The organism is Methylomonas sp. ZR1 (genome assembly GCF_013141865.1).
In the GTDB taxonomy this organism is placed as follows: Bacteria; Pseudomonadota; Gammaproteobacteria; order Methylococcales; family Methylomonadaceae; genus Methylomonas.
In genome coordinates, this window is sequence record NZ_RCST01000001.1 from 3,505,077 (window position 1) to 3,518,119 (window position 13,043).

Annotated in this window: 8 protein-coding genes and 1 pseudogene; 4 read left to right on the top strand and 5 right to left on the bottom strand. The window is 55.0% G+C overall.

The window, feature by feature from the left end:
• Window positions 1-150: 150 nt before the first annotated feature.
• On the bottom strand, window positions 151-1,194 hold the full coding sequence (locus DDY07_RS15870; protein ID WP_020484718.1) for a rod shape-determining protein: 1,044 nt from the start codon (window positions 1,192-1,194) through the stop codon (window positions 151-153).
• Between the two features lie 114 nt (window positions 1,195-1,308).
• Here DDY07_RS15870 and gatC point away from each other — a divergent pair, with 114 nt between their 5' ends.
• Genes gatC through gatB form a run of 4 tightly spaced genes read left to right on the top strand, consistent with a single transcriptional unit; the run spans window position 1,309 to window position 5,131 of the window.
• Window positions 1,309-1,596 carry an Asp-tRNA(Asn)/Glu-tRNA(Gln) amidotransferase subunit GatC gene (gene gatC / locus DDY07_RS15875; RefSeq protein ID WP_101052070.1) on the top strand — a complete coding sequence of 96 codons (288 nt, stop codon included), beginning with the start codon at window positions 1,309-1,311 and terminating at the stop codon, window positions 1,594-1,596.
• An 8-nt stretch (window positions 1,597-1,604) separates the two neighbouring features.
• Complete coding sequence (gene gatA / locus DDY07_RS15880; RefSeq protein WP_171696561.1) at window positions 1,605-3,056, top strand: Asp-tRNA(Asn)/Glu-tRNA(Gln) amidotransferase subunit GatA; 1,452 nt, start codon at window positions 1,605-1,607, stop codon at window positions 3,054-3,056.
• Between the two features lie 14 nt (window positions 3,057-3,070).
• The gene (locus DDY07_RS15885) at window positions 3,071-3,673 is read left to right on the top strand and encodes a Uma2 family endonuclease (protein ID WP_171696562.1); all 603 of its coding nucleotides are present in this window, start codon (window positions 3,071-3,073) and stop codon (window positions 3,671-3,673) included.
• Window positions 3,674-3,691: 18 nt separating this feature from the next.
• On the top strand, window positions 3,692-5,131 hold the full coding sequence (gene gatB / locus DDY07_RS15890) for an Asp-tRNA(Asn)/Glu-tRNA(Gln) amidotransferase subunit GatB (protein WP_171696563.1): 1,440 nt from the start codon (window positions 3,692-3,694) through the stop codon (window positions 5,129-5,131).
• Between the two features lie 120 nt (window positions 5,132-5,251).
• Here gatB and DDY07_RS15895 read toward each other — a convergent pair whose 3' ends face one another.
• The 4 genes and pseudogenes from DDY07_RS15895 to DDY07_RS15905 form a co-directional block, all read right to left on the bottom strand.
• Complete coding sequence (locus DDY07_RS15895) at window positions 5,252-8,110, bottom strand: UvrD-helicase domain-containing protein (protein WP_367650920.1); 2,859 nt, start codon at window positions 8,108-8,110, stop codon at window positions 5,252-5,254.
• A gap of 384 nt (window positions 8,111-8,494) precedes the next feature.
• Window positions 8,495-10,414, bottom strand: a pseudogene (locus DDY07_RS24485) (RecQ family ATP-dependent DNA helicase); the annotation flags it as partial.
• A gap of 312 nt (window positions 10,415-10,726) precedes the next feature.
• Complete coding sequence (locus tag DDY07_RS15900; RefSeq protein ID WP_033156049.1) at window positions 10,727-11,707, bottom strand: nitrate- and nitrite sensing domain-containing protein; 981 nt, start codon at window positions 11,705-11,707, stop codon at window positions 10,727-10,729.
• Window positions 11,708-11,728: 21 nt separating this feature from the next.
• Entirely contained in the window at window positions 11,729-12,901 is a 1,173-nt protein-coding gene (locus DDY07_RS15905; RefSeq protein ID WP_171696564.1) for a methyl-accepting chemotaxis protein, read from the bottom strand.
• Window positions 12,902-13,043 lie beyond the last annotated feature (142 nt).

Sequence of the window (13,043 nt, forward strand, 5' to 3'; positions counted from 1 at the left end):
CAAGACCGGCACCCATCGACGCGACAGCAAGAACAATCAAGCTCCGCTCATGGGCAGTTCATGTGCCGAGCGGCATAAATTCGTAGAAAAGGCCGCTGTAGCCGCTTTACGCGGTCACATCGGCCTTTCAGAGATATTTCGGTACAGCGTTTATTCCAAAGAAAACGCTGAAGCACCTTTAGAGTCCAACATTTCCAACACCATGCCGCCGCCGCGGGCTACGCAAGTCAAAGGATCGTCGGCGATATACACCGGCAGGCCGGTTTCCTCGGAAATCAAGCGGTCGATGTCTTTCAACAATGCGCCACCTCCGGTCAACACGATACCGCGACTGGCCACATCCGCACCCAGTTCAGGCGGAGTTTGTTCCAAGGCCACTTTAACAGCGCTAACGATGCCCGATAAGGGTTCTTGCAAGGCTTCCAGAATTTCATTGCTGTTCAATGAAAAGCTGCGCGGCACGCCCTCGGCCAAATTGCGGCCGGTGACCTGCATCTCCCGCACTTCGCTGCCAGGATAGGCCGCGCCGATTTGATGTTTGATTTTTTCGGCAGTCGCTTCGCCAATCAAAGTGCCGTAATTACGGCGCACATAGCTGATGATGGCGTCGTCGAAGCGGTCGCCGCCGATTCGGACCGACGCCGAATAAACGATACCATTCAAGGAAATCACCGCCACCTCTGAAGTGCCGCCGCCAATATCCAGCACCATCGAACCGTGTGCAGTATCCACCGGCAATCCGGCACCGACTGCAGCCGACATCGGCTCTTCAATCAAATATACTTCTCTAGCACCCGCCATGGCCGCCGATTCACGAATTGCCCGCCGTTCCACTTGCGTAGAGCCGCAAGGCACGCAGATCAGAATCCGCGGACTGGGCCGCAACAGTTTGTTTTCGTGGACTTTTTTGATAAAAAACCGCAGCATGCGCTCGGTGACCGCAAAGTCGGCAATCACGCCGTCTTTCAACGGCCGAATAGCGGTAATATTGCCGGGCGTACGGCCCAACATGCTTTTGGCGTCGGCACCGATAGCCGCGATGGTTTTTTGGCCGCGAATTTTGTCTTCTTTAATCGCCACCACGGAAGGCTCGTTGAGTACGATTCCCTGGCCCGGAACATAAATCAGCGTATTTGCCGTACCCAAATCGATCGACAAATCATTGGAAAACAGGCCACGAATTCTTTTAAACATTTTATGCAGTACCCTAAGCGCACACGGAAAATCCCGCTACTTTAACAATCAAGCAGGTATTTGAGCAAGATATAAAGTATCATAGTTTTACTAAGAAAACCTGGAGTTACAAGAATGTCGTTAACGGCGAATGACGTTAAAAAAATCGCTCACCTGGCGAGGCTGGGCATTGCGGAACAAGATGTCGAACACTATGCAAAAGACCTATCGGGCGTACTGGAATTAATGACGCAAATGGGCCAATTAGACACGACCGGCGTGACACCCATGGCGCACCCGCTGGATCAAATGCAGCGCCTGCGCGAAGATGCTGTGACCGAGAGCGATCACCGCGACCATTTCCAAACCATCGCCCCGCAAACCGAAGCCGGATTGTACCTGGTTCCCAAAGTCATCGATTAAGGACGATTATGCATACCAAACCCCTTAGCGAACTGGCAGCCGGGCTGCGCAGCAAAGAATTTTCCAGTGTCGAGCTGACCCAACATTTCCTGGAACGCATCAAGCAGCACCAGGACTTGAACGCATTTATTACCGTCAGCGCCGACAGCGCCTTGCAACAAGCCCAGGCCGCCGATCAACTGCTTGCTGCCGGCAACGCTGGGCCATTGGCCGGCACCCCCATCGCCCAAAAAGATATTTTCTGCACGCTAGGCACTAAAACCAGCTGCGGCTCGAAAATGCTGGATAACTTCATAGCCCCTTACGATGCCACGGTGGTTGAACACTTCAATAGTGCCGGCGCGGTGATGCTGGGCAAATTGAACATGGACGAATTTGCGATGGGCTCGTCCAACGAAAACAGTTTCTACGGCCCGGTGCGCAACCCTTGGGCGACCGATTGCGTCCCCGGTGGCTCGTCCGGCGGCTCGGCGGCGGCTGTCGCGGCGCGTCTGGCGCCTGCGGTAACCGGCACAGACACCGGCGGCTCGATTCGCCAACCAGCCGCGCTGTGCGGCATCACCGGATTAAAGCCGACTTACGGCCGGGTATCGCGCTACGGCATGATCGCTTATGCATCCAGCTTGGACCAAGGCGGACCGATGGCCCGTAGCGCCGAGGATGCCGCCCTATTGCTGCAAGTCATGGCGGGCTTCGACCCCAAAGATTCGACCAGCGTCGATCACCCCGTACCTGACTACAGCGCCAGCCTGAACGATAGTTTGCAAGGCATGAAAATCGGCCTGCCGAAACAGTTTTTCAGCGCCGAATTGGACAGCCAAATGGCCGCCGCCATCCACGCCGCCGTTGCTGAATATCAAAAACTGGGCGTGGAGGTCAAAGAAGTGGACATGCCCAATCTGAACTTGGCAATCCCGGCCTACTATGTGATCGCCTCGGCCGAATGCTCGTCCAACCTGTCGCGCTACGATGGCGTGCGTTTCGGCTACCGCTGCCAGAACCCGGCCGATCTGACCGACCTCTACACTCGCTCGCGCGGTGAAGCCTTCGGCGCGGAAGTCAAACGCCGGATACTGATGGGCACTTACGCACTGTCTGCCGGCTATTACGACGCTTATTATTTAAAAGCCCAGCAAGTGCGCCGCCTGATCAGTGACGACTTCAAACGCGCTTTGAGCGAAGTCGACGTACTAATGGGCCCGGTCACGCCAAGCACGGCATTCAAAATCGGCGAAAAAACCAGCGATCCGATTCAGATGTATCTGGAAGATATTTACACCATTGCCATCAACTTGGCGGGTTTGCCGGCGATGTCGATTCCGGCCGGATTCATGGACGGCAAACCTGTGGGCTTACACGTGATAGGCAATTATTTCAGCGAAGCCAAGTTGCTGAATGTCGGCCACCGCTACCAGCAAGTCACCGACTGGCATTTGCAAGCACCAAAGGGTTTCGAATAACACGGGAGAGGCACATGGCGCCTATTACGCAACTTTCGCAATTGGATTTGAACGGCACTTACAGTTACGCCGATTACCTGACCTGGCGATTGGAGGAAAGTGTCGAGTTGATCAAGGGCAAGATAGTGGCGATGTCGCCGGCGCCGAGCAGGAAACATCAAACTGTCACCGGTAACTTGTTTTTGAGTTTGGGCAGCCACTTCAAACACAAACCTTGTAACGTTTACGTGGCACCCTTCGACGTCAAACTCTACGACCGCCGCAAATCGCTGCTTGCGAACGGCGACGCATATAGCGTGGTGCAACCCGATTTATGCGTGATTTGCGATCAGGACAAACTCACCGAACAAGGCTGCGACGGCGCGCCGGACTGGATCATTGAAGTCTTGTCGCCCGGTAACAGCCGAAAAGAAGTGCGCCTGAAATACGACTTATACGAAGAAAGCGGCGTAAGAGAATACTGGCTGGTATTTCCCTACGAACAAATCGTGCAGCAATTCGTGCTGGACGAGCAGGATAAATATCAATTGCGCGGCTTATATCCGGGCAACGAAATCGCCGCTCCGCATTTATTCCCCGACCTGCAAATCGACTTGAACGACGTTTTTGCCGAATAAGCTTTAAAGGAACCACAAATGAACTCACAATGGGAAGCCGTCATTGGCCTGGAAATCCACACCCAACTCTCCACGAAATCGAAAATATTCTCCGGTGCCGCCACCGCTTACGGCGCGGAACCCAATACCCAGGCCTGCGCGGTCGACTTGGGCTTGCCGGGGGTTTTGCCCGTATTGAATAAAGACGCCGTGCGTAAAGCCGTCACCTTTGGCTTGGCGATTGATGCCGAGATTGCCCCGCATTCGGTGTTCGCCCGCAAAAACTATTTTTACCCGGACTTACCGAAAGGCTACCAGATCAGCCAGTTCGAACTGCCTATCGTCGGCAATGGCCATCTGGACATCGAAGTCGATGGTGTCAGCAAACGCATCGGCATCACCCGCGCCCATCTGGAAGAGGACGCCGGCAAATCCCTCCACGAAGATTTTCACGGCCTGACCGGCATCGACTTGAACCGCGCCGGCACACCCCTGCTGGAAATCGTTTCCGAGCCGGACATGCGCTCCGCCAAGGAAGCCGTGGCCTACATGCGCAAACTACACGAACTGGTGCGCTACCTGGAAATCTGCGATGGCAACATGCAGGAAGGCTCGTTTCGCTGCGACGCCAACGTCTCGGTGCGCCCGAAAGGCCAAGCCGAATTCGGCACCCGTGCAGAAATCAAGAACATCAACTCCTTCAAATTCGTTGAAAAAGCCATCAATCACGAAATCGAGCGGCAGATCGATGTGATCGAAGGCGGCGGCAAAGTGGTTCAGGAAACCCGCCTCTACGACGCCAACAAGGACGAAACCCGCTCGATGCGCAGCAAGGAAGAAGCCAACGATTACCGTTACTTCCCCGATCCAGACTTGCTGCCGGTATTGATCGAAGAAGCGTTGAAAACCGAAATTCGCGCCTCGCTACCAGAACTGCCGGATGCCAAGAAACAGCGTTTCATCGAGCAATACGCCCTGGATAACGAAAGCGCTACTACCTTGACGTCGTCGCGCGAATTGGCCGACTTTTACGAAACAGTCGTCAAAGCCTCGGGCGACGAAGCCAAGCTGGCCGGCAACTGGCTGACCGGCGACGTGTTGGGCGCATTGAACAAAGCCGGATTAGAAATCGGCGATTGCCCGGTCAATGCCGAGCGCCTGGCCGGCCTGCTCAAACGCATTGCCGACAACACCATTTCCGGCAAAACCGCCAAACAGGTATTCGATAAGCTCTGGAACAGCACCGACAGCGCCGACGAAATCATCGAAAAAGAAGGCTTGAAGCAGATCACCGACAGCGGTGCGATAGAAGCCATCGTCGATAAAGTGATAGCCGCCAACCCGGTGCCAGTCGAGCAATATCGGGCCGGCAAGGACAAAGCGTTGATGGCTTTGGTCGGGCAGATCATGAAAGAAACCCAAGGCAAGGCCAACCCGGGTGAAGTGAACAAGATGTTGATTGCCAAGCTGAAAAGCTAAGGCCGGCGCCTCCCGGAGCATCGCTGAATTAATCTTCATCCCCGTGCAGGCGGGGATTCGGAATTTTGACTTTTCTGGGTTCCCGCCTACACGGGAACAACGGGAGCGGCTCCGAAAAACTTAGACCGTTCCGTCGATTGAACTCGGTACGTACAGAATTTCCGGCAATACCAATTCCCAATGCTCGCAACGCAGACTTTCGGTATCGCCGGCGGTTTTATGCCTTACCGAAAAGGCGGCAACCCGCACCGCCACTATCCTACCTGCTGGCGGCATAAAAGCCTTGGCCATCCGCGTGACGGCCATGCCGTTTAAATCGGCAAGTTCCCAGCCGCTTTGCCCATCGCTTCTGGTTCGCAATATCAACTCGCTACCAAGCTCCAATGCCGCAATCGCCCGATGAATAGGCTTATCCGGCCCATAGTATCCCGGCCAATCAAGCCAAACTTGTTCAAGGTTAGCCACCCAAGTACGTTGACCCAGCACTGGAAATTCTCGACCGAATTGCGGTTGGGTTTTAACGCAAAGCGCCTCGCAGTCCCGGATAAAAGCATGCCGCCCGCCCAGCTTGACGCACAAAGTCAGGGTTTTGCGAGCACGGGTCATCGCCACGTAAAACAGCCGTCGCTCGTCATCGCTGCTGTGCTGCCAGCCGCCGCCGTCCAGAATCAGCACATGGTCAAACTCCAAACCCTTGGCTCGATGCGCTGTCAATAACAGTAATGGGGCGTGCCGGCTATCGTTTGCCCCGGACTGGCTACCGGAACCGAATTCGTAAAGCGCTTCGACAACGTTGCTAACCACATGCTGACAACCCGGAGCGACCGCCTCGGAGGCAATGATGAATTGCGCCAGCATGGCTCGATAAGGATGTTCGATCAGCTCATCGACTGATTGCCGGTAGCGGCGCTTAAACCAGCGCGACAAGGTTCCGTAGCGCAGCAATACTCTGGATTTACCGGACTTGCTCCGCAGCTTGTTCAACAAAGCCAGTAAGCTGTGGCCTTCCCTTGTGCCGTGCAAATTCAGCAAAGCACTGTCACGCAGCAGCCTCACCGGGATCCCTTGTAGACGACATAATTCGGCCAGAGGCTCCAATGTTTCCCAATGTCTGGCAATCACCGCAAACCGGCCCCAATGGCTGACTTGGCCCGCGTTTGCCAAATGATTCAGCCGCACCAGCTCGGCCAACGCCACTTCGACTTCCCCATTGATTAGCCCCGGCGTTTCCAGGATATGTACCCGGCCTTGCGTCAAACTATCCAGTTCGGCAAATTCGCCGCCGTCCGCCGCATCCCGGCGCGCGTAATTAATTTGGATAGCGTGCTGCGTTTTCATCCGCTCCCGAGCCGGCGCAATCACCCGGTTTGCACAATGGATGATCTGCACGGTGGACCGATAATTTTCAGTCAAATAGTAGGTTTTGGCCTGATAGTCCGTGGCAAACTGTTTAATGAAGCGCACATTGGCACCGTCAAAGGCATAAATATTTTGGTCATCGTCGCCCACCGCCAACAACGACAATTTGTCTTCCTCGCTGTTGATCGCCCGACCGGCCAGCGCGCTAATCAGCTGGTAATGGTCGGCATTGATGTCCTGATATTCATCCACCAGCAAATAGCGCAAACCGGACAACAAGCGGTCGCGTTGGATACCCGGCCCCAGCTCGTCGCCCTGCTCCGCTTGTTTTAAAAGCGCGGTGGCGTTTTTGATAACGGCAGAAAAATCGACCGTCTCGCCATGCTCGGCGGCTACCGCGTAACTGGTGCCGGTCAGCCGCATCGCCAGGCTGTGCAGGGTTTGCACGGTCACCCCGGCCGCATCGGCGCCGATTAGGGCCCACAAACGCTTACGGATTTCGACGGCAGCCGAGCGGTTATAGCTCAACACCATAATGTCTTCCGGCAACACCATGCATTCCCGCAGCAACCAAGCCACCCGATGCACAATCACCTTGGTCTTGCCGGAGCCGGGGCCGGCCAATACCAATTGACTGCCTTCCGGCGGCGCGGCGACGATGGCCTGTTGCTCGGGGTTTTGCAAGTCGGTGAGGATGCGCCTATGCGCGGCTTCGGTGGTCGCCATTTCCAGAATATCCTGGCGACCGGCGAAATAGCGGCGCACGAATTCGTGTCTATCCATGCCAAAGTAATCGACGATAAACGCCATCGCCGCCTGAATCTTACCCAGCGCCAGCCGGGCGTATTCGGCCATCACATGCACCTGGATAATCTTGTCCTTGTAATGCAAAGCCAGTTCGGCGTAGTCGGACTTTTTAAACTGCCGGCGCCGGGCTTCGGCATTCAGCTGAATGCTCATCGCCGCGCGGAACACCGCCTTGCCGCGCGCCAGATGCAAAACTTCGTTGCTGTCCAGATAAATCAGCGCCGCCGCCAAGGCCAGTTGCCAATCCCGCACATCCAGATACTGCAAAGTCAGATCGGCTTGCAAAGCCGCTTCCAAATCGCCCTGCTTGCAAGTGACCAGCAGATTATTGCCCTGGCGCTTTGCTAGAAAGTAATTCAGCAACGCCTGAGCCAGCCGCATGCGTTTGTGGCGGATGGTGTCGATGTCCTGCCAGCTGCGCAGCAATTTCAGATAGCGATTATCCTGTCCGGCCGGACGCAACGCGAAAAAACCGCGCAGGCCGGTGCCATCGCCAAAGGCTTCGGCGAACGACTTCATCAAACGGGTCAATTTGTCCGGCGTCAATTCCACGCCAGCCTCGCGGCGCAAGCTGTCGCATAGCCACCGCACATTCAAAATCTGCCATTGCTCGCGATCAGCATCCGGCGCGGCCTCGCGCAGACTGGCAATCAAAGCGTCTTCCAGTTTGCGCAAGTCGTCCAGCCTGTCGGCGGTATCGGGGTCTCGGTACAGCGTCACGCCGATTTCGGTATCGTTGGAAACCAGTTTGAAACGATCCAAGTCCCGCAACATGCTCTGCACGTCGTGCGAATTACGGCCAGTAGCCAGCATCAAATCGTCGGTGCTGATGCCTTCGTCGTCTTCGCTATAAAACAATTGCGACAGCAGCGCGATGTATGGCTCGATGTCGGTGTTCGGCCCCAGTTTTTTCTGCAGCAACACTCTGGCTTCATCGATGCTGACCACCTGCAAACTGCCCGGAAATACCCGGGTATGATTTTCCTGGCGCTCCAGCAAACGCGCCTCTTCCAGCCAGGCCACGGCGATGCGGACTTTGGTGTCGGCATCGGCGGCGTCGGGATCGATGCCATGCTTGTCCGGAATTTCCAACAAAATTTCGCCGCTGGTGACCACCACCGAACCTTCGCTGCGATCCTTGCGCTCGATCCCACGCAAGGCTTTTAGAATGGCGGAAATGTCATGTTGCGTCAGCCTGGAATTGCGCAACAGCCGAAACTGCACATCCAGATCAGCATCGTCGTACAGCAACACACAGCGCGCCAAGTCTTGATCGCGGCCCGCCCGGCCCGCTTCCTGTAGATAATTTTCCAAGGAACCCGGCGTATCCAAATGGATCACCAGCCGCACATCGGCTTTATCCACACCCATACCAAAGGCATTGGTGGCGGCGATGACGCGCAGTTCGCCGGCGATAAAAGCTTCCTGCACCTGGCGCTTTTGCTCGGGCTGCATGCCGCCGTGAAAGTAGCCGCAATCCAGGCCGGCCTGTTTTAAAAATTCGGCCATTTCCTCCACGGTCTTCTGCCGGGCGCAAAACACGATGGCGCCGCCCTCATCGCGCAAGCTTTGCTCCAGCAAACGCAGCACTTCCGGATATTTGGCTTGGGCAGGCACCGCATGCACTTCGTACAACAGGTTTTCCCGACTGACACCGCCGGTCAAGCAGGCCAGCGAAATGCCGAGGCGCTTGCGAAAATGCTCAACGATGTCTTGCACCACATCCGGTTTGGCGGTAGCGGTAAAACAAAACACCGGCGACGGCTTGTCCTTTTGCCGGGCCTTGATAAAGCGCGACACGTACAAATAATCCGGACGAAAATCGTGGCCCCATTTGGACAGGCAATGCGCCTCGTCGAACACCCAGGCGCCGACTTCCCGATGCAGCAAGGCCTTGGCAAATGCGCTACTGCGAAATTGTTCCGGCGCGACAAAGATCAGACCCAAATCGCCCAGCCGCAACTTATCCAGCATCACCTGCCGCTCCATGGGGTTGAGCAAACTGTTGATGTAACCGGCGCAAGTGATGCCGCGCGCTTCCAGGTTATCGACCTGATCCTTCATCAAGGATTACAACGGCGAGATGATCACCGTCAGACTACCGTTGCGGTAAAACCGCGCCAGCGCCGGCAATTGGTAACACAGCGATTTGCCGCCACCGGTCGGTAAAATCGCCAGCGTCGGCGTGCCGGCAAAGCCGTGTTCGACGATAGTCTGTTGCAGGGACTTGCCATCCTCGGTAGTCGGCGTCGGCCTAAACTGCGTGATGCCCGGAAAATAGCGCGGCAACAGTTGCGACAGATCGTGTTGTTCACTGCACCAATCACATTCGGCGTCACCGCACGGCACATCGCGCAAGGAGGCGATCAACTCTCTGGTTTTTGGAAAGGCCAAACTCACCCAAGGCGGCAGTACGGAATTGCCGCCCGAAACCCGCAACCAGGCCAGTACGTAAGCCAACGGCTTGTGCCAATCCGGCTCCGGCAAATAGTCGTTGACGATGTGTTGCTGCCCGGCCCGGCACACCTTGCCGTCGGTAGCCCGCCGCCAAGCCGCTTGCGCATCGATTAACGACGGCCTTAGCGCCGCGCGCAAGGTCGCGAAGAAATTCGCTACGCCCTTGCCGTTTTCCGGCGCCAATAAAAAATGCAGGCACAACGCCTCGTCAGGATGTTCAGCCACCCGCTGGCGCAAGGCGTCGGCCTGATCCAAAAACAGCTCATAAGCCAGTTCCGCGTCGCGGACCGGGTCGTTGCGGGTAGTGGTGCAGAGTTTGTAGTCCTTCACCAGGCGGTGATAAGGATTCTGCGGAAAGGCCACCGGCGACAGCTCCAGCGTATCGACCAAAGGCAAGCGGTGCAAAGCAAGATCGGGATGCAACACGGATAAAGCTGGCTGATCGAAGGCAATCACGTTATGCCCCAACACAAACGCCGCGCCTTCGCTGATGTGATCCAGCTTTTGTGTCAGATCGGCAGCCTTGCCGGATAAACGCAAACGGGCATCGGTGTCCGGTCGATACGCGCCAATCTCCCGCAGCTTTAGGCTATCCTGCCGGGCGGTTTCAATGTCGATGCACAGGCACTTGGCTCGGATTCTATCGGATGGTTGAGCCATTGTGTCGGGGAATGGGGATGAACGTGGATGTTTAGGTTAGCGACGCTTTGTGCTATTCGGCCGACCCGCTATACGCGAAGCTACAGGGGCCGGGGAAATGGGGCTTAACCATAGCGCAACAAACGGGTCTTGCCTAGGTTAGCTTGACCAAGCGCACTGACATCCTGCCTTTTCCAGGATTTTTTCCCAATAAAGAAGGTATAGACGGCTTACTTTAACCAGACAAATTCGAAATGACACCTCTTATTTTGTACTACAGCCTCCCTAAAAGTAGTTTGCCGCCATCGAAAGCGTGGCTCTTGGTCTCGCCGGTTAAACGACTCCGTGCTGCAACACCAGGGAAGCCATCAAAAATACCAAGCTCACCAACACGATGGCGAAAGACTGATTGCTACTGCGTCTGGCACTTGCAAGCTGGTTTTGCAGGGCATGATTTGTAATCACTTCGCCCTGATCGTAAAGCGCAAAAATACTGTTCAATGTCCCCGTGGCGGTGTCAAAGAAAGCCGCCGGATCAATCGCCGGCTTATCCGCGGTCAGCAATTTTTGCTCGATATGACCAATAAAACCGGTGATGTGCACATGAACCGCAGCCGAAGCCTGCTGGAAACTGCTGTCGGCAACCATGGACATGTTAGCGTTACCCATGCCGGCTTCAACCCGTTCGATGGCCTGACGGATGCGGGTAATCAGAAAACCCAGCTTAATCCTATCGGTGATCCGGCAGCGGCCGGCCGCAGCGATACCGGTGCCGATAGCCCGCGCCTGACCTATTGCCTCCGCGGTATCCGGCAAGAGATGCCACAGAATTTCTATAAAGCTGAACGGACAAATACTTTCCTGGTGTAATTGGCTATGCTCCGCTATATCTCGAATCAAATTGAGAATAGTGCCGGCCAATAAACAGTGTCGTTCAAAACTTGCTTCCTTGGTCAGATGCAGTACGGAAGGGTGTAGTTGTTTCCAGGCTTCGCGGATACCAACGAACGACTGCAACGATTCCGGCGACTGCTTAAACTGCCCGGAGAGTTGCTCGAGCTGCCGATCAATGTCGGATTGCAAGACCGTGATTTTGTATTTAAAGCTCAGATCGCCGTTCAAATAAGCGCTCACCATGCCGCGATGTTGTTGTATCTGCGTCAATAGGTTTTTCAAAGCGCCGGTCATTTCCAGGTAATGCAGTTGCCCACGTAGATGCTCAAGGCGCGTCCGGCGATTTTTGTAGCACATAAATGCAGCAGCACTGGCGATCACCGCCGCCAACAAAAACAATACACAAACATAATCGGGCACGTCTAATTCCCCTTTTATTGGTTAATGAGCAACGATTTGCGCCAATTTAGCCAGATGCCTGGCTATTTCAGCTGATTCCTGGGCCGCATTGCTGTTTTGTTCAACGCTATGCGCAATCGTCTCGATGTTGCGGCCGATTTCCTGGCTTACCTGGGTTTGCTGTTCAGCGCTGGTTGCTATCATCGTTACGTTATTTAAGGCTTGATCCGCATACTGTCTAATCCCGGCCAGCGATTTTTCTACCTCAAACGCTTTGTTAATGCCTTGTTCCGTTTGATCGCGAGTAGCAGCGATGGATTGAACGGCTAGATGAATTTTTTCCCGGACGGCTTCAGTGGTACCGGTTATTTCCTCGGCAGACTGTCGCACCCGTTTTGCCAGCGAGCGTACTTCGTCGGCTACCACGGCAAAGCCGCGACCGTATTCTCCGGCTCGCGCCGCTTCTATCGCCGCATTCAGAGCCAGGAGGTTGGTCTGATCGGAAATGGCCTTAATTACTTCCGAGATACTGGCAACCTGTTGGGAATGCAATTCCAGATTCTGCATCAATTGAGCCAGGTCCTGAATTTCGCCAAACAGCGCGTTCATATCGGCGATAAAGCTTTCGATGGCCCGATGGCCTTGCTGGGAAAGCTGCTGCGTGGTCGACGATATTTTTTCGGCATCCCGGCATTGCCCCGCCACGCCCATGATACTGGCCGACATTTGTTCGATGGCCGCCGCCATCATCGTGGTTCTTTCGCGTTGGTTATCGAGTTTTTCGGCGACGAAACCGGCACCCTGGTTGAGTTGGTCGGCGGCATAAGTCACTTCTTGAATAGACGCATGTACATCGCCTATGCGCCGGCCCAAGGCTTTGGCGGCTTCGTTAAAACCGCTATATAACTGTGACAGCTCGTCCTGACCGGTAAGCTGTAGTCGCATATTAAAGTTGCCAAGCTCTAACTGCCTATGTGCGCCGATCAATGCCGCAATCGCACCCGATAGGGACGAATATAATGCTGACAACACCAGTATCCAAGCCAGATTAGCGGATACAATCACCAACCATTGCGGCCCGGAAATTGACACGCCCGCATCGACGAACATAGCCAAGGGCAGCACACTGGCCAACACAATTAGCGTCAATATCAGAGCAAATTTATTTTTTAGCTTGAAGCGACCGAGAAACGAGTTAACCAGCAATACGGACATTTTGATGCGCCTTCAGTTTAGACATGCCGATCTACCAGCAATTTTCTCGCCAGCAAAATTGTCCGATACTTCCTAAGCCAAATAAGGGTGCGACGCACCAAAAGGACGAACTTCCCGTTGGAGTTCACAAAAATACGCACCA

Bases quoted from the DNA above. Each gene is read 5' to 3' on its own strand.
- DDY07_RS15905 (WP_171696564.1), bottom strand. From the start codon at position 12,901: ATGTCCGTATTGCTGGTTAACTCGTTTCTCGGTCGCTTCAAGCTAAAA.
- gatB (WP_171696563.1), top strand. From the start codon at position 3,692: ATGAACTCACAATGGGAAGCCGTCATTGGCCTGGAAATCCACACCCAA.
- DDY07_RS15885 (WP_171696562.1), top strand. From the start codon at position 3,071: ATGGCGCCTATTACGCAACTTTCGCAATTGGATTTGAACGGCACTTAC.
- DDY07_RS15895 (WP_367650920.1), bottom strand. From the start codon at position 8,110: ATGCTGGCTACTGGCCGTAATTCGCACGACGTGCAGAGCATGTTGCGG.
- gatC (WP_101052070.1), top strand. From the start codon at position 1,309: ATGTCGTTAACGGCGAATGACGTTAAAAAAATCGCTCACCTGGCGAGG.
- DDY07_RS15870 (WP_020484718.1), bottom strand. From the start codon at position 1,194: ATGTTTAAAAGAATTCGTGGCCTGTTTTCCAATGATTTGTCGATCGAT.
- gatA (WP_171696561.1), top strand. From the start codon at position 1,605: ATGCATACCAAACCCCTTAGCGAACTGGCAGCCGGGCTGCGCAGCAAA.